The sequence below is a fragment of the Paenibacillus sp. 10L310 genome, from assembly GCF_056395745.1.
In genome coordinates, this window is record NZ_JBFTKC010000005.1 from 332,396 (window position 1) to 357,448 (window position 25,053).

General features: G+C 47.6%; 13 protein-coding genes. 3 read left to right on the forward strand and 10 right to left on the reverse strand.

Annotated features, from left to right (window positions below; translation table 11 throughout):
- Nucleotides 1–67: 67 nt before the first annotated feature.
- The 7 genes from AC1DE7_RS15205 to nirB all read right to left on the reverse strand — a co-directional run bounded on the left by AC1DE7_RS15205 (nucleotide 68) and on the right by nirB (nucleotide 16,434).
- Entirely contained in the window at nucleotides 68–1,054 is a 987-nt protein-coding gene (locus tag AC1DE7_RS15205) for a WXG100 family type VII secretion target (RefSeq protein ID WP_340031973.1), read from the reverse strand.
- A 277-nt stretch (nucleotides 1,055–1,331) separates the two neighbouring features.
- Nucleotides 1,332–2,903 (reverse strand): glycoside hydrolase family 30 protein, encoded by a 1,572-nt coding sequence (locus AC1DE7_RS15210; protein ID WP_477534724.1) that lies wholly within the window; start codon nucleotides 2,901–2,903, stop codon nucleotides 1,332–1,334.
- Nucleotides 2,904–3,045: 142 nt separating this feature from the next.
- Entirely contained in the window at nucleotides 3,046–5,757 is a 2,712-nt protein-coding gene (locus tag AC1DE7_RS15215; RefSeq protein WP_477534725.1) for a glycoside hydrolase family 3 C-terminal domain-containing protein, read from the reverse strand.
- A gap of 662 nt (nucleotides 5,758–6,419) precedes the next feature.
- A complete protein-coding gene (locus AC1DE7_RS15220; protein WP_127550495.1) occupies nucleotides 6,420–11,390 on the reverse strand; it encodes a DUF4132 domain-containing protein in 4,971 nt (1,656 codons plus the stop codon).
- A 24-nt stretch (nucleotides 11,391–11,414) separates the two neighbouring features.
- On the reverse strand, nucleotides 11,415–11,834 hold the full coding sequence (locus AC1DE7_RS15225) for a hypothetical protein (RefSeq protein ID WP_101314605.1): 420 nt from the start codon (nucleotides 11,832–11,834) through the stop codon (nucleotides 11,415–11,417).
- A 331-nt stretch (nucleotides 11,835–12,165) separates the two neighbouring features.
- Nucleotides 12,166–14,298, reverse strand: coding sequence for an assimilatory nitrate reductase catalytic subunit NasC (gene nasC / locus AC1DE7_RS15230; RefSeq protein ID WP_477534726.1), 2,133 nt, complete (start codon nucleotides 14,296–14,298; stop codon nucleotides 12,166–12,168).
- Between the two features lie 21 nt (nucleotides 14,299–14,319).
- Nucleotides 14,320–16,434 (reverse strand): nitrite reductase large subunit NirB, encoded by a 2,115-nt coding sequence (gene nirB, locus AC1DE7_RS15235; protein ID WP_127550499.1) that lies wholly within the window; start codon nucleotides 16,432–16,434, stop codon nucleotides 14,320–14,322.
- Nucleotides 16,435–16,861: 427 nt separating this feature from the next.
- Between nirB and AC1DE7_RS15240 the strand changes: the two genes are divergently transcribed.
- Nucleotides 16,862–18,091, forward strand: a complete 1,230-nt coding sequence (locus tag AC1DE7_RS15240) for a nitrate/nitrite transporter (RefSeq protein WP_477534750.1) — start codon at nucleotides 16,862–16,864, stop codon at nucleotides 18,089–18,091.
- Between the two features lie 123 nt (nucleotides 18,092–18,214).
- Here AC1DE7_RS15240 and fabF read toward each other — a convergent pair whose 3' ends face one another.
- On the reverse strand, nucleotides 18,215–19,453 hold the full coding sequence (gene fabF / locus AC1DE7_RS15245) for a beta-ketoacyl-ACP synthase II (protein WP_477534727.1): 1,239 nt from the start codon (nucleotides 19,451–19,453) through the stop codon (nucleotides 18,215–18,217).
- A 138-nt stretch (nucleotides 19,454–19,591) separates the two neighbouring features.
- Here fabF and AC1DE7_RS15250 point away from each other — a divergent pair, with 138 nt between their 5' ends.
- Nucleotides 19,592–20,455: a helix-turn-helix transcriptional regulator gene (locus tag AC1DE7_RS15250; RefSeq protein WP_091034663.1), complete on the forward strand. Its 864-nt coding sequence runs from the start codon at nucleotides 19,592–19,594 to the stop codon at nucleotides 20,453–20,455.
- Between the two features lie 134 nt (nucleotides 20,456–20,589).
- Entirely contained in the window at nucleotides 20,590–21,264 is a 675-nt protein-coding gene (locus tag AC1DE7_RS15255; protein WP_076253483.1) for a response regulator transcription factor, read from the forward strand.
- A gap of 21 nt (nucleotides 21,265–21,285) precedes the next feature.
- Here AC1DE7_RS15255 and AC1DE7_RS15260 read toward each other — a convergent pair whose 3' ends face one another.
- Together AC1DE7_RS15260 and AC1DE7_RS15265 are read right to left on the reverse strand one after the other, a co-directional pair.
- Nucleotides 21,286–24,528: a hybrid sensor histidine kinase/response regulator gene (locus AC1DE7_RS15260; RefSeq protein WP_477534728.1), complete on the reverse strand. Its 3,243-nt coding sequence runs from the start codon at nucleotides 24,526–24,528 to the stop codon at nucleotides 21,286–21,288.
- A 178-nt stretch (nucleotides 24,529–24,706) separates the two neighbouring features.
- Nucleotides 24,707–25,012 carry a PAS domain-containing protein gene (locus AC1DE7_RS15265; protein WP_036672654.1) on the reverse strand — a complete coding sequence of 102 codons (306 nt, stop codon included), beginning with the start codon at nucleotides 25,010–25,012 and terminating at the stop codon, nucleotides 24,707–24,709.
- Nucleotides 25,013–25,053 lie beyond the last annotated feature (41 nt).

The window sequence follows — 25,053 nt, forward strand, 5'->3', positions numbered from 1 at the left end:
GGTGGGTCGGCAAGCAGGCCGCAATCAGGTTGCCCTGTGTTGCCCGCTTGCCAACCCCATCCGTGGCTTAGAAGTACTCCCGCCACGGAGTATATTCAATATCGTTGTCGCCGCGCGTGACCACGATCATATTCTCAATTTTGCCCGTCTCCTTATTGGTACGGTAAATCATCGTACGTGTCTCGCCTTCTTCCGGCACGGAGAACAGGAATTTGTCCGCGACGAAGGAAGAACCAAGTCCAGTGGCATGTTCTGTAAAGGCAGAGCCCGTCTTGCTTGTGAGCAGCAGACCAATCCCGTAGGCTGTAGCCGTTTGTGCTGCTTTGCCAAAGAGATGCTCGCCTTGACTGGTCGTGTGCGTTTGCTCCGAATACCTATACTTTTCCGTATCCTTGCTATAGTCCACCACATTGCCCTGTTTATCCAGACTGATGGTGGTTGTTTCGCCCTTGTCGCTTTTCACCTGATACGTACCTACGATGGAATCCTCAGTTATTTTCATCGTCTTGCCCGTATTGGGGTCAGTCTGATAGATTACATCTTCATACTGAAGCCGAATGATGTTCATGCTGGCCTGAATCTGTTGCGCAAGTTCTTCATCACCCATCTCTTTGGCTTTCTTCAGCATTTCCTCATAGTTCTGGTATTTCTCGGCATCCTTCTCATCCCATTCATCCATGTTCTTTGGTGGACCTGGCGTTTTGTCCAGATCATCGCCTTTATTTTTGCCCATGGTTGATAGCGCCCGCGCTGCGGTCAGCGCCGTCATGATTGCCTGGCTCACCGCCTCTTCATCTGTCGTGCGGAAACGCTCGGCAATCTTCTTAAGCTCCGACTGAATGGACAGAACCAGTTCCAGAACAGATTTCATCGTGCCTTGAGCCGTTGAATAATCGTTATAAAAACGCTCACGCTCCATGCCATCCCAGTTGCTGCGCATGACACTCATCTTACCGTCCAATGTGGACATGAAGCCCGATAATTGCTGATGTGCCTGAGCGAACTGCCCACTGACCGTCTCCAGTTGTTCCGGTGTCACCTTGATCTGTGTCATCCTGCACACTCCTCTTCGTGGTCATTTATATCCCGTGGTTAACCAATGTGTTGCCCGAACAGAACTCTCCCAAATCTCGACCAACTTGTCATGATCCTGTTCCCGATATGCAGCGACTAACATGTCCAACGTATGCTCCTTTTCTATTAAAAGTAAAAGGTTATGTAAAAGCCCGATCCTGGGATCGGACTTGTTTAATACATCAAATTTGAAATAACTCTACGTTTATTTTACCATGTCCATCATTCAATCTGTACCCATAATTTCCAATCTTGAGTCAACGTTCTACCCCCGTTTTTGGCTTCCAACGGAAGGTTGTTGCCGATTGGGAAGGCAGTATATATCGAAACGAATCTCCGCTCATGACTACATCAAAGGAAACTTCTGCCTCACCCGTGTTAGCTGCAACCAGCACCATCGTTCCATCCGGATTGCGGAAGGTTACGTTCTCGATCTTGCCCTGTTCTTGCGTGGAAGCAACTCTCACAGCTCCCGGACGTACATAACGGCTGATGTGGCCTAACACATAATACTCGACGTTTCTAGTGATTTCATCACTGTCCGGGTCAATCGTCACAACCCCACGACAGTTCTCACAGCCACCATTCGTAGGTCCACCTTGCGGATCGAGTGCGATGTTCCAGAGCAGCACATTTTTTGCCCAGTTACGAGGTGCACCAATGATGAGATTGGACATCTGCCAGCTCAGATTCTCGCCAAAATCTGGACTCCACTCCCCACCACTACATTCGGTAAAATAGATATTTTTGTCCGGGAAGCGCTCATGCACTTCCGACATGGCAGATGGATCACCTGCATAACAGTGGAAAGCAGATCCATCGATATATGCAGCAGCCTGTTCATCACCAAGCACCTTGCCGGTATATTCAACAGCCTGATCCCAGTTATGATCATACGCGATGATTCGCGTATCCAGTCCCGCATCCTGTAGAGCCGGGCCGAGATAATCCCGAATGAACATCGCTTGTTCTTCGGCGCCCATACTCATACTGGGATATTTGTCCGAGGTGAACTCCGGTTCATTTTGCAACGTGATCCCGTAGATGGGAATGCCCTTTGTCTGATAAGCTTTGATATATTTCACAAAATATCTTGCGTACGCTTCGTACACCTGAGGATCGTTGTAATCCAGATACCAACCGTTAGTGGTCTTCTCCCCATACTTCATCCAGCCCGGGGCCGTCCACGGTGTGCCCAGTACGTTAAGATCCGGTTTCAAATCAGCTACACGCTCCAGCATGTTCACAACTTCCTGATCCTTTTCGATCGAAAAGGATTCCATGTCATAGTCCTTGCCAGACTCGATATCATCATAGGTATAACTCGAAGCCACACCTGTTCCATCTACCGAATAATCGGAGGCACCAATCGTATGACGCACCATATCCATGTTCAGCCCTTCTGTTGTAAACAGTTCCTTCAGCAGTTGCTCTTGTTGTTCCTCTGGGAGCTCGTTGATCAGATGTGCCGATGAACCCGTCATCGCTGCGCCAAAACCATCCATGGTCTGATACGTCTTGTCCGGGTCAATCTGTATGGTGAACGCCGACGAAGAAATGTCTGTCTCCTGCGTTGAAGAAACTGAAGAACTTGTGTCTGCATCATGGTGATCGGTAATTGGAATGGGCTTCTGTCGTGCAAGCAGATTTTGCTGATCTCCCGTGGTTAACCAAACTTCGGCCGTTCTCTGTTTGTCCACAACCGGTGGCGGAGCGGGTTGTTCACTTCGGTTGAAGATAAGCCAGATTCCTATACCGACAAAACAAACAGCAACGATCAACAGGATCATCCATCGTTTGGGATATTCTCGCCAACCTATGTTTATCATGCTTCACTCTCCTTCCATTGTGGAAAAAGCCGCGGCCACTAGGCCACGACTCATTTTCCTAATCTATATGAAGTAGAACAAACTGCATTTAACGAAATAACTTCACTGGGAGAACAACCTTCCAATCTCCCTTATTGAACTTTTATTTACCGGACTTGCTTCCGATATTCACACTGCCTGTCAGACGGATATCATCCGATGCACTGCCAACATACACTTGGACTTTACCCTTAGGCATTACCCATTCATGGGATGTTTCATCCCAGTAGGACAATGCGCTGCGATCCAGTTGAATGTTGACCCGTTGTTGCTTGCCTGCTTTCAGATCAACCTTCGCCCAGCCAGCAAGTTGTTTCTCCGGGGTCTCGACTTTGGTTGGCAGATTGCCAACATAGACCTGTACAACTTCTGCACCGTCAACTTTACCGGTATTACGCAGGTTGAGGGATACTTCTACGGTTTCCTTATCGCCTTTACCAGTGTTTTTCACATGCAGATTACGATAATTAAAATCGGTATACGACAGTCCGTGTCCAAAAGCAAATGCCGGTGTCATGCCTTCTTTGTCATATCCTTTATACCCTACAAAGATACCCTCGGAATAGTTGCCCACCCCGTTAATACCCGGGAATTGTTCCGCAGTGGATACCGGGGTCTGGGAATCATCTGATGGGAACGTCACCGGCAACTTACCGGATGGATTCACATCACCAAACAGCACACGTGCCACCGCATTACCTTGTTCCTGACCTGCATACCAAGCCTGAACGATGGATGGCACTTCTTTTTGCCAGGAATCCATTTCAACAGCGCGACCACTCATTTGCACCACGATCGTTTTGGGGTTGGCTGCTGCTACCTTGCGGATCAGCTGCTCCTGGTTATTCGGCAACTCCAGGTCGGAACGGTCGACGTAACCTTCACTGTCATACGTACGAGTTACCACGACGGCAACATCGGATTTTTTCGCCAGCTCAACTGCTTTTTGCATTTTAATATCCACAGCGTCGTCTGGAGCTTCCCAGCCAAAACGAACCTGTGCACCCATATCATGATTAGTCTGTACCGGGAAATCCGTACGATACTCAATTCGAATATTGTGGGACTCACCTTCTTTGAATGTGATTTCTTTCTTCGTTGTACTCAATGTTTCACCTTGATTGTCTACGAGTAACTTATCATCCACATACAGTTTCGCAGAACCTAGACTGGTCAGGGACAGTTTATATTCACCCGTTTGAGGTGCTGTGATCGCCCCTGTCCAACGAGCAGACATTTTGGCATTGAATTTCGTAGGTGTCACTGGAAGCTTGGAAGACTGTGCGTTAAAACCTTCATAGTTGTAGAATCCAAGATTCATGTTGACCTGATGATCTGTACGGACCAAAGAAGGATTACCCTCCATATCTTTATTCGTCCAGTATTCAGCACGCAGACCGTATTCCGCACGATCTGTACCATACTCTCTTTCACTTTCCTGAGCATCCGCTGGTGATAAAAGAGTAGAAGGTACGGCGGATGGTCCATTAAATGCATCTCCTGCGGAGATAGGATCCGTTCCGGCAGCATATTTTACATCCACACCGTTACCAGCACGGTTACGAATGCCTTGAAGCGGACTTACAGTATACGTCGGATTAACCAGACTGCTACCTCCACCAGTAGCCGATGCGTTATCTGCATCCGGACCGATGACAGCGATGGATTTCACGTTTTTCTTGGACAGCGGCAGCACATTATCGTTGTTTTGCAAAAGAACCATGCTCTCTTCTGCAATTTCACGTGCCAGTTTGCCGTCTTTCTTGGCATTGATTTGTGTATTCGTTACAGGGTTATCGAACAGCCCTTTATCGAACATTTGAAGCAAAATGCGTCTAACCTTCTCATCAATGGTTTGCTCGCTGACTTCGCCATTGTTCACGGCTTCCAGCAATTTGTCTCCCCATTTGCCGTAAGGCTCTCCCGGTGTCTCCAGATCCAGACCCGCATTGGCGGACTTGGCTGTGCTGAAGTTTGCACCGTAGTCACTCATGACAAACCCTTCGAAGCCAAACTGATCCCGAAGGACATTGGTCAGCATCTCCTTGTTCTCACAAGCATATGTACCGTTCACCTGGTTAAATGAACACATTGCTGAACCAAGATCCGCTTTTTCGACCATCGCCTGGAACGGACGTGCATAGACTTCCTGAATCGCACGTTCACTTGCTGTTGCATTGGTCGTGAAACGTTCCGTCTCCTGGTTGTTCAGGATATAGTGCTTCGCAGTAGCGATTACCGGATTACTTTGAATCCCGTTCACATACGCTGCACCCATGCCGGAAGCCAGTAGCGGATCTTCTCCGAGAGATTCGAAGTTCCGGGAACCCCATGGTGTACGTGCAATATCCAGCCCAGGGCCGAGCACTACATTATGTGTTGTATCATGTGCTTCCTTACCGATTAGATCGCCATATTTCTTGGCCAGATTGGTATCCCAGGAAGCGGCAAGCGCGATGGGTGCAGGCAATGCCGTGGACTTTTTGTCCTGCACATCCGGGTTAGCCACACGTACTCCTGCGGGTCCATCTGCCATCTGTAATGCCGGAATGCCGAGGCGCTCCAATCCATCATTATAGAAACCATAATAGTTATTTACTTTACCGGTTACGAATCCAACTTTCTCCTCCAGCGTCATCTCCTTGAGTAGCAGCTCGGTACGTTCCTCCGCAGACAAGGATTTGTTCATCCAAGGCCGATTGGCCCCAGATTCCGCCTCCGCGGCGAAGGCGTGCAGCGGCATAGCCGCAACCGCCACGATGATTAATAACATAAACCATCGTTTGAGGAAAATCAGATTGAGTCTTCTGTTCATGTTGTAAGTTCTCCTTCTCTCTTGATCATTTTTCTTGTGCACATATTGAATACATGTATACAAGGGAATGCGAACTGGCTTGATCCCAGTCTTTCAAGCATTCAGGTCGTCCTGCACATGGCTTCTGAAACTGCAGCCTGCAAGCAAGTCAGCAGATTTCGCTTTCTAACGATAGCCGACATGATCATGAATTACATCCCCTTAAATTTGGTAAATGACCGATTAGAACAAGCCTAGTTCTTTGGAATCACCATATTAACAATTCAGATAACAAAACAAGAAAACGAATTATTTACATTTCCGTAACTACTTTCGAACAAATTCTTTACTTTTAAAAACAGTCGGTTCGACCCACTCCCGATCAACCAATTAATGCAATTAATTATCAGATTAAGGAATATATCGACACACTCTGGGTCCTAAGTCTATTTGTAAACGGAACCAATCCGGTCCATTGAAATATCCAAAAATATAAAAGCAGCTGAGGTCCCTTTTAACAGGTTCTTCAGCTGCCTTTATGTTGGAATTGTTCCATATTGTTCACTTTCCATCCATGATTCTTGTTCTACACTCGTTATATTGAGATTCGAAGTTACATTGAAATCGGAGTAGCAAATAAAAAACCGCCCCAAGAGGGACGGCTCACTTCTGTTCAATCACTTCTAGTTCTGTAACTGTGCAAGAATCTGCGGGTCCTTGATCTTTTTATCTTCGGCGAGCAACATCACCTTGGACAGAATCTCAGCTGTTCTCGGATCTTCATCGAGGAATGGCAGGAAGATTCGACCCCGATGCTGACTGTGCACCGGTACGATATGAAGTGCACCTGTGGCTTGTTTGAACACATTACCACTCCCCAGATGAACAGCATACTCACCTAATTCACCATCAATTCGTGCGTAATTCCCGTCCAAACGTACATTGTCGATCTTCAGCAGACGCAACGATTCGTTCACAATGACGTGGCGCATCTCGATTGTTGTCAGGCTAGCTTCCGGATCTACGCCTCCCACATGTGCAACGCTGACCACCAGATCGATATCACGCATAACTTCGGAGAAGAACGTCAGCGGCACATCTTGCAGCGCTACAGATTTGTAGCTCTTACGATCGTAGAACTGCACCGTCTCCAAGGTAGGTGCCTCGGTATCTGCTGGTGAGAACCAATCTGCCATAGCATAGAGATTCGCAATCAGATTATGCTCATAACTTACCTTCTGCAGACCTTCTTCATAACTGACAGTCCATTGGCGTCCTTTAAGCAGAGCTACTGCTTTTTTCGGTTGAATCTGATACCCGGCATATCGGCGAGACACCGTACCATTAGCCAATTCGTCCTCGTTAGGAAGATACAGCTCACGGAATACCTGCTTGAACGGCTGACGCTCCTGACGGGTGAACAGATCCCGCTGGAATTCACTCCAGCTTCCGCTCTGATACAGATGAAGCGGATGAGCAATCAACAGTTGATCCTGTTCCGATAGTGCCTGGATCGTACCCTCCGGCCCTGGAGCAACCAAACCACTGGACGATACATCGAATCTTCCAGTCTTGTCACCTGACTGGAAGACAAGTGTTCTTACCAGCGGTTGTATAACCGGATTTTGCATCAGACTGGCAATTTCCTCACGTGTAAATGACGTTCCAGCAGTCATCGAACGTTCCAGCTCCTGCCGTGCCCGGCGATACTGATCCACCAGATCCGATTTCAGCTCTTTCAGTTCAGCGATATATCCATCTTTTTTGAACCGGGCAGGTACAGATTTGAGTGTCTTCCCTTTGCTAACGATAACCATCTCGGGTTGGCCTTCCTCATCAATGACCAATTGTGCCGTCGTGTCAGCATCCAATGCATGAGGTTCAAAGAAGGATTTCATCTCATCCAACTTACGTGCTTCCATGTCCCACATCAGCCGCGTAACATCGGCATAACCTGCATTACGAGCAAGATTGCCCAGTGCAATCTGTGATGCCACACCTTCACTGGCACGGCGTTGCGCACCGAATTGTTTGCTCTGCATCAGGAACTTCTGAATGAAGTCGTATCGCTCACGCAGATCCTGTTCGCGATTTACAGCGAATGGAATCAAACTGTAGGTTAACAAATGATCCTTGTTTCGCTTGTCTGACACGGACTCACGCATATCGTCCAATCGAAGCTTGCCCAGTGCAGCATCTGCGAACAATTGGGATCTGCGGTGATTAGATCCCCCGGAAATGTACTTGGCACAATCGTATAACAGATTGAACCGTTCCTCCCCGACAGCAGCATAGGCTTCTTCAAACCAAGCGATATCAAACGCACCTTCATTAAAGTCCTGTGGTGAGATTGGAGAATAGTGGGCCACGATGGTTTCTTTCTCGGCAGTAAAGCGTTCATTAATATGGGCATGGAAATACCAGGCTGCACTGCGAAGACCTTCCCATCCCAGATGTTTCGCTACAATCTCCATCCACTGCGGGGCGTACATGGCTGCTTCCAGCAATTTTTTCTCATTCACCGGATACTTATGGAGCAACTCCCCAAGACGCTTATCATCTTCTCCATTCCGTGGATGACAATTCTGAATTAAATAGCTAAACGTCTCTTTACGTGTTGTGTTGTCTCCATAGCTATAGATATATCCACGGACAAATGTATCCTGATCCATCGCCGAGACTAGATGTACCCAGTGTTCCATGCCTTCAATTCGATCCAGTTTCATGGCAAGTGTGCTTACTTCTGTAGAGAGTTCTCCCCGGGTCAGCTCAATCTCCAGAATGCGATCGACCACCGCATCTCGCAATTGAACAAGCTTCGGATCACTCGCGATCATTTCTGTACGAGTGGATGTTAAGTCCCGAATAAACAACAGACGATTCCCACCGACCAGCACCTGTCGATATATCTCTTGATCATCAATCAGGTTCAACTGGTACGCACGCAGGAAATCTTCAAGTGACAGTAAAGACAGCGGTTGACTACTCTCTACAAGACTGGTGAACTGGTAAGCTGTCTGGAAGAAACGTTTGAAGCTGTTATCGTCATGGATTTTGCCACGAACTACATAATTCCAAGGTCCAGTCAGAATATGAAGCATGCCTGACTCTTTTTCGAGTCGATCAGCAGGCATACTTGCGATGATGGAGGCCCAGGTTTTCTCAGCTATTTCAAACGTGTCGATCGGATCGCTATCTTGAAATGCCGCCGATATCAGTGCCACTACCTGATCCTTATACGTTAACGAATCCAGCATCTGCTGCAGCTTTTCGATGTCATCCAGAGGATAGATCCGTTCGGCAAACGACTTGCGCCAGCCTTCCAATAATGGAATCTTCTGCAATTCGTCATAGTCATACTGCTCACGGAAATAACTGTAATGGTCGCTCAAATTGCCATTGAACTCCCCGAGCTGTATAGCCATGTATAGCTGCATCAGTTCCACACTGTTGAACTCGGCATGTTGAATATAGTTCTCCCATACGTCATGAAGCGGGAACTGTTCCATCTGCTTCATTTCAATCCGCTCTCCATACGGAACCTTGGAGCGAAGACTCGCTCCGACTAACAATGTGTCTTTATAGCCAGCGTAGTATTCCACTTGATACTCATAATCCCTGTGTTCATGCACTAATTCACTAAGTCCCTCCAGAAATGGTCTGGTCTTATCCAGAGAGAGTGTAAAGATATCCTTCGGATTATGGCCCTTGAGATCACGCTTCTCATCCAGCAATGGCTCACGTCGCTTCGGATCAAATAAACCAAATCCATTAGAAACTGTGTAACGACTCCCCTGATCAGTCAGCTTATCCAGTAGTTTCTGTTCCTTGGCAGTGGGTGTCTCAATCAGCTGCGCCAATGGCTGCAATTGCTCCTGCTGATCTATCCGCTCTGGATCTGCCGCAATCTCGGTCAATAATTCTAGCGCACCCAAGCGCTGCAGTTCACTCTTGGCCTGCAAAAGTCGCTTCAGCGAGACCTCCAATTGGTCCACGGGTTGCAGTAACAATACATGGATGACCTTCTGACGAAGTGAGCCTGTTTTGAGCTTCATCAACGCCTCCATCTGTTTCATCTCATCAACCGTCAACGTGAGTAGCTTCGCTTTGGCGAGTGCACTCTCCCGATTACTGATGCTTTTATCAGACAAACTCTCAAACACAAACTGTCTTTGCACCTCATTATCGGGATGCTGAACAAACTGGGACAACAGTTCTCCGCGCAGTTCCGGGCTTAAACGGTCCTTGATTGCGATGACCTCCCCGATCCATTCCGGGTCCATATCATAAGCGGCCAAATATAACATTTTTTTGACTACATCATCCGTATCAATCCGGTAGTGAACATACTCAAGTACACCCGATGGTCCACCTGACCCGCCTTTTGGAATGGCAGCCAGCATCTGTTTGAACCGATCAAAATCCTGACGCCGCAAGCCCTTATCTCCAAGAGCAGGCAATGGCCACACATAGACGCTACGCTGATTCTCTCCATTCTCGAAACTCCAGTTGTACATATACATCGCATCATAGTTGGTCACAATCCAGTGCATCAACTCGGTATCCTGCGCCTCCAGATAACGACGTGCAATGTCCAAACGAAGCTCCCTGTTCTGGCTGTTAGCCAGTACATATTGAGCAACAATCTTCTGATATAACTGACCTTGATCCATAATCTCGATTATCTTGCTCTTCAATTCATTCTCTTCAATGACCGCTGTCGCCCAAAGACTGATAAAGAGTTTGTTGGCGTTAGCTTCCTGCTGCCAGGCCTCGCGTACTTCTGGTTGCACAAGCGCCTGATAGGCCTGTTCAATCAACTGTGCCGCAACACGCTGGTTGGCTGCTTCTATACCGATCCCCGTCCATACGGCAAGCGCTCTTACCACGGAACTGAAACGAATCAGGTTGTTGTCGATAATGATTTTTAATATGTAAATATAGGCTTCCAGTGTCCCTTCATCCATCCGCTCCACAATGCTTTGGCGAAGCCCTTCCTGCAACCTTGCTGCAACGAGTAGCTCACCCACCATCTGATAGGCATCCGCCTGATCGCTCATGAATATACCTTTGATCATTTCATGGGTTAACAGCGCCGTCTGATTGTCACCATAGATAATATCATGTAGCGCCTGCTTCATATCTCCGCCCTGATGATCCAGTTCATAAGCGATACAATCCGCCAGGACCCAACGGATCTCATGCAAATAATCCAGCTTGTACTCACGAAGTGACACATATTCTTCCAGCGAGAAATTTTTCATTTCCATACGGAACAATCCCATCAGTTTACGGATGACTTGTTCTACATGCTGCTCCGGATCGGATGTGCGGAAAGGGCGGCGTTCATAGTTGTTACTGTATGGGAAACGAGTCGCACGCTCTGCGATATAACGGAATCGTGCAACCAATGACTCGCTCGCCAGATGCTGGAGCACATCCAGTAGTGGCTCGAATAATGGTTTCTGTGTTTCTGCAGCCAACCTTCCAAGCAACTTATCCGTATTCAAAAACATCTTTTCGTCTCCACGTAAATACGTAGACCCGGCGATCTCCACAACATAGCCTGCCAGCTCAAGCTGTACCCCTGTTAACGACTTGGCTCTTTCCTGCAATCCATCCATATACACCTGTACTTGCTCTTCCTGATTCATCCTGTTCTCCTCCTTCATCGTTCTCTACCACAGACGTCCGGCTAGCATTGTAAAACGAATAAACACCACGTTATCTCCGTCTTTTACAACAAGTGACTCATCCAGTTCCTGCAATTCTTCATCGTTGAGAAACACTTTGTACAACCCATCCTCATATGCGGTTATAGCTGTCTCCATCGCAACTTCCAGATCAGGAACACCCTCATTGTATACTGCGCCAAACCCGACTTTCCCCACCGCTCCTTGCGCGTCAATATCATCCGGCATCAGGTAGGCGAACAATTCTGCCTGTTGTTTCTTGTCCTGAAGCGCTTTTACTTGTACAGCCACCATGTTCTCAATGAGCTGCCTTAACGTATGAGTTGTTTCCGGAAGTTCGGCAGCTTGCTTGGCAAGTACCGGCTTGCGCTTGCCCAGACTTTTTACCGTTATCCATACGTTCACTGCATTCCCTCCCTTATCCTGCTCTATTTGAAGAAGCTTCCATAAGCCCCGATATCTATACCACGATGCGGAATAACCTAAACTCGAAATGACTATCTGCCTCTAAATAAAATATAAAACACGTACATATGTACCCCTAATGAACATCATAACTAAAATTCAATCCATATTCATGAGCCAATCCTCATGTTTACGTGGAACCACGGAACTAGGGCCTACTTGCGTACATATACGCAAAAAAAGCCGCACAGTCTCATATAAATATGGACTGCGCAGCCGCTAAGCTAACATCAGAACAGTTTATGTCGCCGGTAACCTGTAATTTTATGAGTCATCTCGCCAGACGCAACGGTCGAATGGTTACAGCTGCTGTCTTAAACCCAGGCATCCGACAGAACGGATCTAGCTCTGGTCTGGTGGCCCGATTCACATTCTGAATGCCGCCCCAATGCATCGGCACGAACAAGGTATCCTCCCGAATGGAATCCTTGATGCGCGAACGAACCGTGAAGCTTCCGTACGTCGATTGAATCTCTACCCACTCTCCATCGTGAATACGATAACGGGCAGCGGTAGCCGGGTGAAGTTCAACAAAGTTCTCCAATTCACGAGCTGCCAGTGCCGGACTTCGATGTGTCTGCACCCCTGTAAGATAATGAGGTAGCACACGCCCATTGGTGAGAATTAAGGGGAACTCGGAAGATATATCATTCCAGCCTGGGCTGGATTCAAATGTGAATGCCGCTTTGCCGTCCGGGTGAGCGAATCGTTCACCGAACAGCAGCCCTTCTCCCTGATCCTCCAGGGCAGAACACGGCCAGTATACCCCTTTCTCGTTACGCAAACGCTCATAGGTAATGCCATAGTAATCAGCCACTCCGCCACGACTCGCCACCCGAAGCTCATTAAAGATATCCTCAGCAGTGTCATATTCAAAATAAGAAGCTCTACCCAATTGCGCGGCAATCCGGCATAATATATCCCAATCATCAAGCGTTTCTCCCGGCGCAGGCCGCCCCTGTTCACGGAGCAGAACACGCCCCTCCAGATTGGTCAATGTACCTTCATTCTCCATATAAGATGTAACCGGCAGAACCAGATCAGCCATTCGCGCTGTCTCGGACAGAAACATGTCTGCCACGATCAGAAAGTCCAGCTTGCGCAGACCTTCTTCCACCAAACGCACATTGGGGTTGGATACGACCGGGTTGGAGCCCATTACAAGCAACGCCCGAATCTCCTGATCATGGGCCTTCTCCATCATCTCGTAGGCGGATACCCCTTTGCCTGGCAAACTTGCAGGGTCCACACCCCAGACGGATGCCACATAGGCACGATCGGCTTCATTTTCAATGGATCGATAACCCGGTAACTGGTCAGCCTTCTGACCATGCTCCCGTCCGCCCTGCCCATTGCCTTGACCTGTGATGGCACCATATCCGCAGCCTTCTCTACCAATTTTGCCAGTTGCCAGCACCAGGTTCAAAAAGTGTCTCACTGCCATATGTCCATCCGTCTGCTGCTCCACACCACGTGCTGTCATGATCATGCCTGTCTCTGCCTCACCGTATGCCATCGCCGCCTGACGAATCAGCGCCAGATCAACCCCGCACGCTTGTGCCGCCTGTTCGAGTTGCAGATCAGCCAACCCTTGTATCAATTGATCGTAACCATGCGTTCGTTTGTCTATAAAATGAGGCTTCACCAATCCGGCATCCATAATCACCTTCAACATGCTGTCCGCCAGCAGAGCATCCATGCCAGGCTTCACCTGTAAATGAAGGTCGGCAATGGCAGCGGTTGCCGTCTTGCGTGGATCAATAACGATAATGAACGCCCCGTTCTCCTTGGCCTGATTGAAGTAGGGCAACAGGGTAGGTTGGCATTCTGCAATATTGGTGCCTGCGAGTACAATACAGCCCGCCTTGGGAATATCAGACAGTCGGAACGTCAACCCACGATCCATCCCGAACACTTTACTTCCAGCTGAAGCCGCAGCTGACATACAGAACCGTCCATTATAGTCGATATATTTTGTCCCCAATGCAACTCTGGCGAACTTACCGAGCAGATAGGCTGTTTCATTGGTCAGAGATCCGCCTCCGTATACTCCGACCGTATCTGCTCCGTATAAATCCCTCAAGTCCTGAAACCGCTCTGCGATGGTCTGAATGGCCTCCTTCCAGGAACAGGGTTCAAGCTCGCCATTACGACGAATGAGCGGATGCATTAATCGTTGACCACTGAGCGCATGTTGATGTGCATTCATACCCTTCACACACAACCTGCCCTGAGAGGCTTCATTCGGGACACCCTGAACCGTATACTCACCACGACGCTGGCCTGGAACAGGTGCAGCCAGTTCTTCAACAGTCATCTTGCACTGCACACTGCAATACGGACACTGGGTTTCCTTTACATACAGCTTGGAGGCTGTTGGTTCTGAACTCACGGATAATCCCATCTTTCCATCCCCGCCTTTCATCTATATATCAGCTTGAAGTGTAGCTGCAAGTTCCTTCTGTAACTGGTCATCCAGCATCGTTTCCCGAATCGACATGAATCCCAATCGTTCCGTCCATGCCCATAACGGCTCATCATACCAAGCGGTTTGGCGATACCATTGAAGACAGGCTGATGCGAGTGTGGCCGCTTGCACCTCTGTTTCAGCCACCCCAATCAAGCCACCTTGTTTGACCGGATGCTCTGCATTACCGCCTGCGTAGATCTCCCATCCAGCTGGTGAAGCCAGCAAGCCAATATCCTGCACCAGTGCGCTCACCAACGAACCGGGCCCTGGTGCAACTCCCATATTCACCGGCGACGGCATCGCAGCGCCGATCCAACTCTCACGAAGTTGTGCAGCCAACCCCCTGGCATCTCTCGCATAGGATGACATCGGGATCTGATCATCCCAGCGCACCTGAACCTCTGAGTGACCTTCGATATCTCGAACAACCATCGTTCCACCGGATACCTGTAAGTAATAATGAATTACGGGGCGACATACCGTGCAACCAAGCTCCGAACCCCAACCCAGCTTCTGCAAGATCAAAGATATCTCTGGTAGCCCTGTCTCCAGAACATCGATGTCAGCCAGTATTTCCTTCAGTTCTGCATGCCCAAGCGCCGTACAACTGCACACAGGCATTGGAGCAGGTTTGTCTGGTGTGGCTACCACGCCAGTACCCCCGTTATTTTTCAGGTTATGCGTATGTTTCAACAGAGCAGCCACCATCGGGCGACAGCCACCGCATGAACCTGACGCCTTGGTCTGCTCCTTCACCTGATCTGCCGTTTCGAGACCCTGTTCCTGAATGGCCTTCATTATCGCAGCCTTGGTCACATTGTTGCAGGCACATACGGTCTCCTGAGCCGGTAATGCCGCAGCAGCCATCTCAGCCGGGTCCCGAGCCCCTTCACGCGGAGCCAATTCCGCCACATCTGCACCCCGTTGCACAAGTCCAAGCAATGCCGTTCCTTCGGTTGTATCTCCAAATAAAATGGCTCCACGCACTTTGCCAGCCTGCATCAGCACTTTTTTATATGTGCCTTGAATGCCATCCAGATGTTGAATTGCGGTCTGCATGCCTTCCCCACTGATCTCACCCGCTGAGAAAACATCAACCCCCGATACCTTTAACTGTGAGTAGGGAATAGATCCTTTGTATTCAGGTGTTTCCTGTCCACAGAGTGTACGTGCGAGCACCTTCCCCTGTTCGTATAAGGGGGCCACCAGACCATAACTGATTCCCCGATGTTCAGCACATTCCCCAACTGCGTAGATATCCGGTACACTGGTGCGCATATAGTCATCTACCATAATTGCCCGATTGGTTGCGATTCCACTTCGTCTGGCCAGATCCACATTTGGCCGAATCCCTACAGCGACAATGACAACCTGAGCTTCAAGCTTGGAACCATCTGTGAAGAGCAGCCCCTGCGCCTGCGATCGTCCGGTGATTTTTTGCGTATTTTTGGCCAAAAGAAAGGACATACCCTGCCCTTCAAGTTCCTCCTGAAGCATCACGGCAGCCTTCTGATCCAACTGCCGATTCATAATGTAAGGTGCGTTATGGACCACCACAGCTTCCATGCCCAGATGCAGTAACCCGCGCGCAGCCTCTAGCCCAAGCAATCCGCCACCAATGATGGCGGCCTTGCGATAGGTTTTGGAATAATCAGACATGCGCGTACAATCGTCAATCGTTCGGAAGGACATGACCCGCTCTTTATCAATTCCCGGAATCGGTGGGATAAAAGGTGAAGACCCTGTCGCCAGAATCAGGACATCATAGGTTTCTTTTAGTCCGGATTCCGTCTCTATATATTTTCCACGGGTATCAATGCGGTGTACCGTTTCACCTGTACATAGCCGTATATGATGCTCGGCATACCAAGTCCAATCATTGATAATGATATCCTGTAACGAATGCTCACCCTGCAATACTTTCGATAACATGATCCGATTGTAGTTGGGACGGGGTTCATTGCCGTAGATTACAATCTCATACGTATCAGGCTCCAGTGCGATAATCTCTTCGACACACTTCACTCCAGCCATGCCATTCCCGATAATCACCAGTTTGCTTCTGCTCATGGGCTGCCCCCTATCTCTCTCACTCCTGAAAATAAACAGAAAAATCCCTTCTCCATGATTCGGAAAAGGGCACCGTTGCCTCCGGAATCCACACGCCTTTGTGTGGATTCATATTAGATTCAGATTAAGGGAATCTCAATCTAATGTCAACTAAATTAACATTAAAAATGCGAATGACGATTAAAAAATGAATTATTTAAAATCTCATGTAATTTTTATTGACATACACATTTTCTCTTGATTATAATTTGAATCAAAATCACAGTGCTGTGATCAACTCAGATGCGGGAACACAATGACGTGTACCGCCTGTCGGCAACGGGGCCGCAAATCGTTCAGATCTGGACGAATTGCGGCCTTTTTCTGCCTTAACAAGCACATAGACAAATCACGAAGATCTCAATTGGATGAGGAGCAATGATGGATGATGGAGAGCAAAAGTTTTTGGAAAAGCGGGCATAAGCCCACCCTCTTCGGGGCGTTTATGTATTTTGACATCAGTTTTATGATATGGGGGATGCTTGGTCCACTCGCAGTTGTCATAGCGTTGGATTATCCGATGACTCCGCTGGAAAAGGCCAATCTGGTCGCATTGCCTATTCTCGGCGGCTCCATCCTGCGCCTTGTGCTTGGCTTCATGTCTGATTATATTGGTCCGAAACTGACCGCACAGATCGGGATGCTCGTCACCTTAGTTCCTTTGTTACTCGGCTGGTTATGGGTCGACTCTTTAAGCCAACTGTACGTGGTGGCACTCTTGCTTGGTGTCGCAGGCGCCTCCTTTGCTGCTGCGCTACCTCTGGCAGGCCAATGGTATGGCAAGGAGCATCAGGGTCTGGCCATGGGTATTGCCGGGGCGGGTAACAGCGGAACCGTACTCGCGACGTTGTTTGCCAATCGCTTGGCTACGCATTTTGGCAGCTGGGAAGTTGTGTTCGGACTTGCTATTATACCGATCGTTATTGTATTCATCCTCTTTTCTATCTTTGCCAAGAATAGCCCTAACCGGCCTGAACCCAAGAAATTGTCCCAATATGGAAGTCTGCTTAAACAAAAAGATGCTTGGGTATTCTGTGCCTTCTATTGTGTGACCTTTGGTGGCTTCGTTGGATTATGTAACTATCTCACCATCTTCTTCAACACCCAGTATGGGCTCTCTCCAGTTCGCGCCGCTGACATTACCACCTTCTGTGTAATCGCAGGCAGTTTCTTCCGGCCTGTAGGGGGTTATCTGGCGGACAAAATTGGCGGAACCCGTATGTTGACTTTCCTGTACACAGGAGCCTGCATCATGTTAATCGGAGTATCCTTCATGCCACCGCTTCCTGTTGTAGTAGTCATGTTGTTCCTCGGTATGATGTGTCTGGGAGCCGGAAATGGCTCTGTGTTCCAACTGGTTCCCCAACGTTTCGGCAATGAGATTGGCCTGATGACAGGTATTGTAGGTGCCGCTGGCGGATTGGGCGGGTATGCACTGCCGCTGATTCTCGGTCAACTGTATAGTAGCTATCAATCCTATACACCAGGTTTTGTCATTCTTAGCCTGATTGCAGCAGCTTCCCTGTTCCTGGTTCTCTTCATGCAATCCCGCTGGCGTGTGAGCTGGTTGAGCCGAGGTAACAAAGGCATGACGGAATCGACATCCCTTTCTTCCTGAGCAACCACTCGGCCGTTAACCAATGGTACGGTGTATGTGGATGATCCCGAAGTCGAAGTAAGCAAAGAACAGCGCAGCCCGATGGGGCTACGCTGTTCTTTCTGCTTAAAGCTACTTTTTTGCTTAAGATGAATACTTTTGAAGAACAATAACCGCATTATGACCGCCAAAACCAAAGGAATTAGACATCCCAATCCGCAACTCTGCTTTTCTTGCCTCATTTGGTACATAATCCAGATCACATTCAGGGTCCCTCTGCTCCTGATTGATGGTTGGAGGAATGATGCCATGCCGCAGACTTTGAATAAGTGAGATCGCCTCTGCTCCACCTGCTGCACCAAGCATATGTCCCGTCATGGACTTATTCGCTGTGACCGGAATATCATAGGCACCTGTCCCGAAAAGTTGCTTAATCGCTCTTGTCTCAGACAGATCACCTGCTTCCGTACTGGTGGCATGAGCGTTAATTACATCAATGTCCTCAGGTCCAATCTGAGCTTCTTTCAGTGATGCTTTCATCGCCAGATATGCACCCCGTCCTTCCGGGTGGGTAGCTACCATATGATACGCATCTGAACTGGCACCATATCCAATCACTTCGGCAAGAATATTCGCCCCTCTTGCTAGAGCATGAGACAGTGATTCCACAACCAGAATTCCTGCACCCTCCGCCATGACAAAACCGTCTCTCCCTGCATCAAATGGACGGCTGGCTGCTTGGAACGCTTCATTTCGTGTAGACAACGCTGTCGCATTACCAAAACTTGACAGTGACACTTCCGTTACAGCCGCTTCTGTCCCGCCAGCAATAATGACATCGGCTCCTCCATGACGAATTAACCGGAAAGCCTCTCCAATGGCTGTATTGCCAATGGAACAAGCTGTTACTGGCGATAATGTCGGTCCCCAGCAACCAAACCTCATACTGACCATAGCCGCAGCCATATTGGAGATCATCATGGGTACCAGTGTTGGGCTGACTCGCGCAGGTCCCCGTTCTGACAGGACCTTGCCTTGTTCCATCAATGTCTGGATGCCGCCTATGCCTGAACCAATATATACACCTACCCGTTCACGGTCCATTTCATCCATCACAAGACCCGATTGTGATACAGCCTGATCCGCAGCAGCAACAGCAAATTGAACGAATCGATCCATACGTCTTGCTTCCTTGCGTCCAAAACGCTCTTCACCATCAAAATCACGGACCACTCCTGCCATTCTGGTTTTGTACGAAGCTGTATCAAAATGTTCTATAGGTGATACACCTGATCTACCCTCAATTAATCCATTCCAGAATGTATCTACATCATTTCCCAAAGGAGAGATAACTCCCATTCCTGTAATCACGACTCGTTCCATGTCCATCCTCCTTCAGCGCTGTTGTCTACCTTACTCTTACGCTCTGCCACTAATAGTGCACTTTTGAATATCCTATTACAAGTTGTCAATTATAATAGTATAATGACTACCATGATAACGATGATTGAAGGTGATGGATTGAACTACGATGTCAGGTTGCAGGCATTGTCCACTTTTCTGAAAACACAGCGTTCCAAAATTTCTCCCGAATCGGTCGGTTTACCCACTGGAAGTCGGAGAAGAACGCCTGGGCTGAGGAGAGAAGAGGTTTCCCAACTGGCAGGAGTGAGTACAACATGGTATACCTGGCTTGAACAAGGTCGGGATATTCAGGTATCCCATTCCGTGTTGGACAACATTGCTTCGGCACTGAGGCTTACTGCCGATGAACGAAAGTATCTGTTTTCGCTCGCCATGGAGCATCATACGGAGCTGCCAACACTAGAAGAAGAACCGGTTCAACTTCACCCTTCTTTGCAGAAAATTTTGCAAGAGCTTCATCACTGTCCTACCGTGATCTCGGATCGGCGTTGTTACATTGTCGGCTGGAATGATGCAGCCCGGCATGTTTTTATGGATTTTGAACAGATTGCCCCCGAACAACGGAATATGATCAGTCTGTTATTTGATCGAAAGGAGTTTCGCAGGCTCGCGGTGAACTGGGAGGATTTTGTTAGCGGATTTCTGGCGATTTTTCGTGCTTACTATGGCCAGTATGTTGATGATGAATGGTATAATTTATTTTTGGATGACATGATGAACAGACATCCCGATTTTCATACCCTTTGGAAACAAAGCAGCGTCAGTAGTGCCCCGGACGTATTAATCGAATTCAGGCATTCCAAAGCAGGCAAAATGTTGTTTGATCTGACTTCGTTGCAGGTTCAGGGTAGTTCCGATCTGCGTTGCAGTGTCTACACCCCTGCGCCAGAGAGCGCTACCGAGCGTAAATTGATGCGCCTGATCGAGCGTGAAGCTGATCCACATCTTGGCAAGCATTAAATCGGAGTCTCTCACCTTCTTGGAGTCATGTTAGAGCCTTGACATCCTCATGTTGCATGTTTTAAATATCAGGTATATTAAGTAATCCATGGATCTTAGTCCTTCTTCAAGAAGGGGGTTCAGAAAGGAATATCATGACGAAAGTGCTTATCATAGAGGACGACAACATGTTAGGCGATACATTATCCTTGTATTTGCAAGGTGAAGGGTATGATGTTATCCGTGTCGATAACGCAAGAGATGGTCTTCTACAGCTTCAAGCGCGGCCTGATATCCTGCTTCTTGACTTGATGCTCCCTGATTCGGGTAATAAGAATCCTAGTTCTCTCATGCGCCAACATACGGCAATCCCCATCATTGTCATCTCATCCTTAACCGAAGTTTCTGAGCGTATTCGATCATTAACAGATGGGGCTGATGACTATGTATGTAAGCCTTTCAGCATGCAGGAGCTGAAGGCACGTATTGAGGCCGTATTGCGTCGTTACTCTATATTGAACAGCTCTGTTGTCACTGAACAGGAATCCGGAATATCTCTCGATCTGGCCCGAAGAACTGTTTTGTTGAATAACCAGCGCGTGGAGATGACGTTCTCCGAATTTGAGATCATGAAGCTGTTTATCCTCAATCCTGGCAAAGTCTACAGTCGGTATGCCCTGATCGAAGCCATTCGTGGTATTGATGCGTACATTAATGATCGCACCATCGATGTGCACATTACCAAGCTTCGCAAAAAAATTGAGGACAATCCAAAAAACCCCCAATACATTCAAACCATCTGGGGGGTCGGATATAAGTTCACACCTTAAAACAACATAGCTTCATTCCGATCACCATGGAAGAGACTCGGTAATTTTATCAATTTCCTGTTGTACCTTCTCCAATACTGAACGCTGTTCCTCATCTTTGAATAACGGACGGGACAAGAGCGATTCCAATTGGAGAACCGCACACATCAGGTCCACTGCATGCAGATTCGCAGCTACGCCTCGAAGAGAATGAACACTACGAATTACATCAGCAATCTGCTGTTGCTGAAGCTGAATCGCCAATTTTTTCTGAAACGAGCCATACTCCATTCTGAATTTCGTGAGCGCATATTGCAGAATATGCGGTTTGCCGTCCATCTGTCTGATCGCCTTATCTGCATCAATTCCATTGATCTCCCTTATGCCTTTTAGATCAATCCATATTTCCAAAATGTCTGCGAGCTGTTGTTCATGTATGGGCTTAGTCAGGATGGCATTCATACCTGCTTCAAGATATAATTCATGGTCCCTTTTTAAACCATTCGCTGTAAGCGCAATAATGGGTGTACGATCATATTTCCTCATCTTCCTAATGTGTCGCGCTGCATCAATTCCGTTCATATCTGGCATATAGAGATCCATCAGAATCAGTTCCCATGTTTGTTCGTCCAATTTCTTCAAAACCTCTGTGCCACTGTCTGCCAGTGTCACCTTGAATCCGGTATGTTCCAGCATGGCCCGAATGACCAGTTGATTGATTTCATGATCTTCAGCGACCAGAATGTGCCCTTTGGATTTAAGCAAGTAGGATTCATCACCTTCTATCATCCGCTTTTTCTCCAATGGCCCTTCACCCTGAAGTGCAAGTAATACTTCGAACAATCCCAGACGTGTAATCGGTTTGATCATCATGAGATCCGGGCGAAAGGATCTCTCCTCACTCCACAGGGCATTTTCACTAAAAGCATGGGTATAACCCACCATTTGAAATTTGGTTTGATTCATTCGCTTCATGAAACTGTCCCATGACGATCCGTTGACGGTCTCCTCTGCATCCATATCCATCATCATGATCATGGAACTTGCCCCATCTACATGATGGACATACCAATCACTTTCCATCATATGGTTCAAGGAAGTATACAGCGTCGGATTCATCCCGAATGAATAGAGCAGCTGCTTCAAATTTGCCCCCATCCGTTCATCATCTTCAATGATAACCACATCATTCGCACCATATAGGAGAGGGTGTGTCTGCAGGGAGAAACTCTCTTCTTCTTCCGAATCTGCAAGTTCAAATATCAAGTCGAATGAAAACAGACTGTACTCTCCCAAAACACTATCCACCCGCAAGCTTCCTCCCAAAGAGGTGACCAGAAGGTAACAGATGACCAGCCCAAGACCAGAGCCACCATATGTTCGATACGTCGAGGGTTCCGCTTGAGTAAACGGGACAAAGAGCCGTTCCAATTGTTCGGGTGACATTCCGATTCCCGTGTCCTGTACCTCAAAACGGACATGAACTCGCTCCGCCTCCAATGAAAGAACCTCTGCCTGCAACGTTACATATCCATGCTCCGTAAATTTAATCGCATTACTGAGCAGATTCAATAACACCTGTTCAAGTCGGAACGGATCACCAATCACCGTTAATGGCAGATCAGGATCGGTTGTAAAAATCACTTCGATATCTTTGTGCCCGATGGCCACACCGATCTGATCTGCCACACGTTTGATCACATCCTCTGGTGAAAAAGAGACCTTCTCCAACATCAGCTTGCCTGCCTCAATTTTCGAAAAATCAAGAATATCATTTACGAGGGCAAGCAAGGTTTGGGAGGACGCATTGATTTTACTCAAATAATCCTTTTGTTGTGGAGATAGATCTGTCCGTTGAAGCAACAACGAAAAGTTGATAATACCGCTCAGTGGGGTACGAATCTCGTGGCTCATGAATGCGAGAAACTCACTCTTTGCCTGGCTTGCTTTGTCGGCCTTAACACGTCTATAGTGATCCGAAATGTCATGAATGACTGCCTTAATTTTCTCACTCGAGTTTAATACTTTAACAGGGGATAGGTGAACCCGAACATGCTGCTCATGACCTTCTCCAACAATGAGACTCAATTCCGTATCCTGAGGTACATTGTGATGTAAGGCTTTTTGGAAAACGAACAACCAGTTCTCCAGCTGCTCAATGAACAACAATTCTTCAAGCTGACGCCCAATCACTTCCTGCCTGCCGAGACCGAGAACATCCAGAAATTTCTGATTCACCGACACAATACATCTGTTGTTATCCAAACCGACAAGCCAGTCTGCCGACACCCGCTCAAGTGTTCGATATCGCTCTTCACTTTCTTGAATCCTTCGTTTAACCGCTCTGTGCTCCGTAATATCAAGTCCATATCCCACGACATATTTCACCACACCCTCTTCTCGCAGAGGGCGAACGTTCACCAGCGAATAGTAACCTCCATGCTCAATCTCGTAAAAGAAAGACTCCCCTTCCCATGCCCGGTTAAACTGCTTTCGCAGAAATTCTACCTTTTCCTGAGGTAAAATATCCAATGTGCCCAGTTTGTAATCTTGCTTCAGACTACTCATATCCAAGCCCAGTCGGGAGAGCATCTCTCCCTCAAGCACAAGATACTCGAATTTTCCGTTCTGTTTTCGGATTTTAAAAGTAAAACCCGGCTGCATACGAAGCATCTCTAGCATTTCCTGATCCCTCTGAATGACCAATCTCCTATATCGATGATTTTGGTTCAGATAATACAGGAATAATATAACGGAGAGCAGGCAGATACATTGAAAAAAGAGAATCTGCCCCATCATTAGCAGAGAAGGGGAATTGGTCTTTAGTGCAGAAAACTCATACACAGTAATCAACAGCAACGCTCCGGACAACCACTTCTGTATAAATCCCCTGATATACTTAAAGATCAGACATATGGCTACAACAAATAATAACTCTGTCAACGCATACTGCCAGTTCTCCAACAAGGGATTACGCCCCATATTAATCCGAAACATCCACATGAATGCAAAAGTAACGAAAGCAGAGCCACTCCCACCAAAATAAGCAGCAAGCAGATACACAATGGCCCGGAAATTCAACAATGTACCATCCTCAAGCACAATAGAGAAATAATAGAGCGCCGTGCCCAACATGCTCAGCGTAATACCAATAATGATCCGAGTCGTGATGGATGTTGAACGGGTAGCATTTGTATGGTTCAGATAGTGATGAATTAGGAAAACAAAGATCAAAATTAGCGTGAAATTTAATACAAGATCGCGTAGCAAATGGTCACCGTCCACATTACGACTTCAGGATTTCATGCATTCAATGAATGTTGTCAGATTCATGGTCGCAGTTCCTCAGTACACAAATCATAGTATGCCGTGCTCCCTTATTCAATTGACGATATTGACCATTTTTTTGAAAATAATTACTACTTTCAGCTAACATCCCCTTATCACCAAACAACGTTTTTTTTCATGAAAATTCATCATTAAATATGCTGATATAAAAAAGAGAATCATCCAAATGAACCGATGTAATCGTAACTTGGGCTTCCCACACTTCCTGATCAGCCTTCATCAGTTTGGCTACGCCGGACCAGGTCTGATTTCCTCTCCAGTGGGTATCCATTAACAATCGGGCAGGCTGACCTATGGTGCTCTCCCGTGAGAATCCTGTTTTGGTTACATAAACGGAATTCACATCCAGAATCACACCCTCCTCATCTGTAATCATGACCGCATCCGTTAGCAGTAAGAAGGCTTTGAGTTCCAGTTGCATGGTTGTCCACTCCCTCTAATGAAACATGATGTGATGCTGTC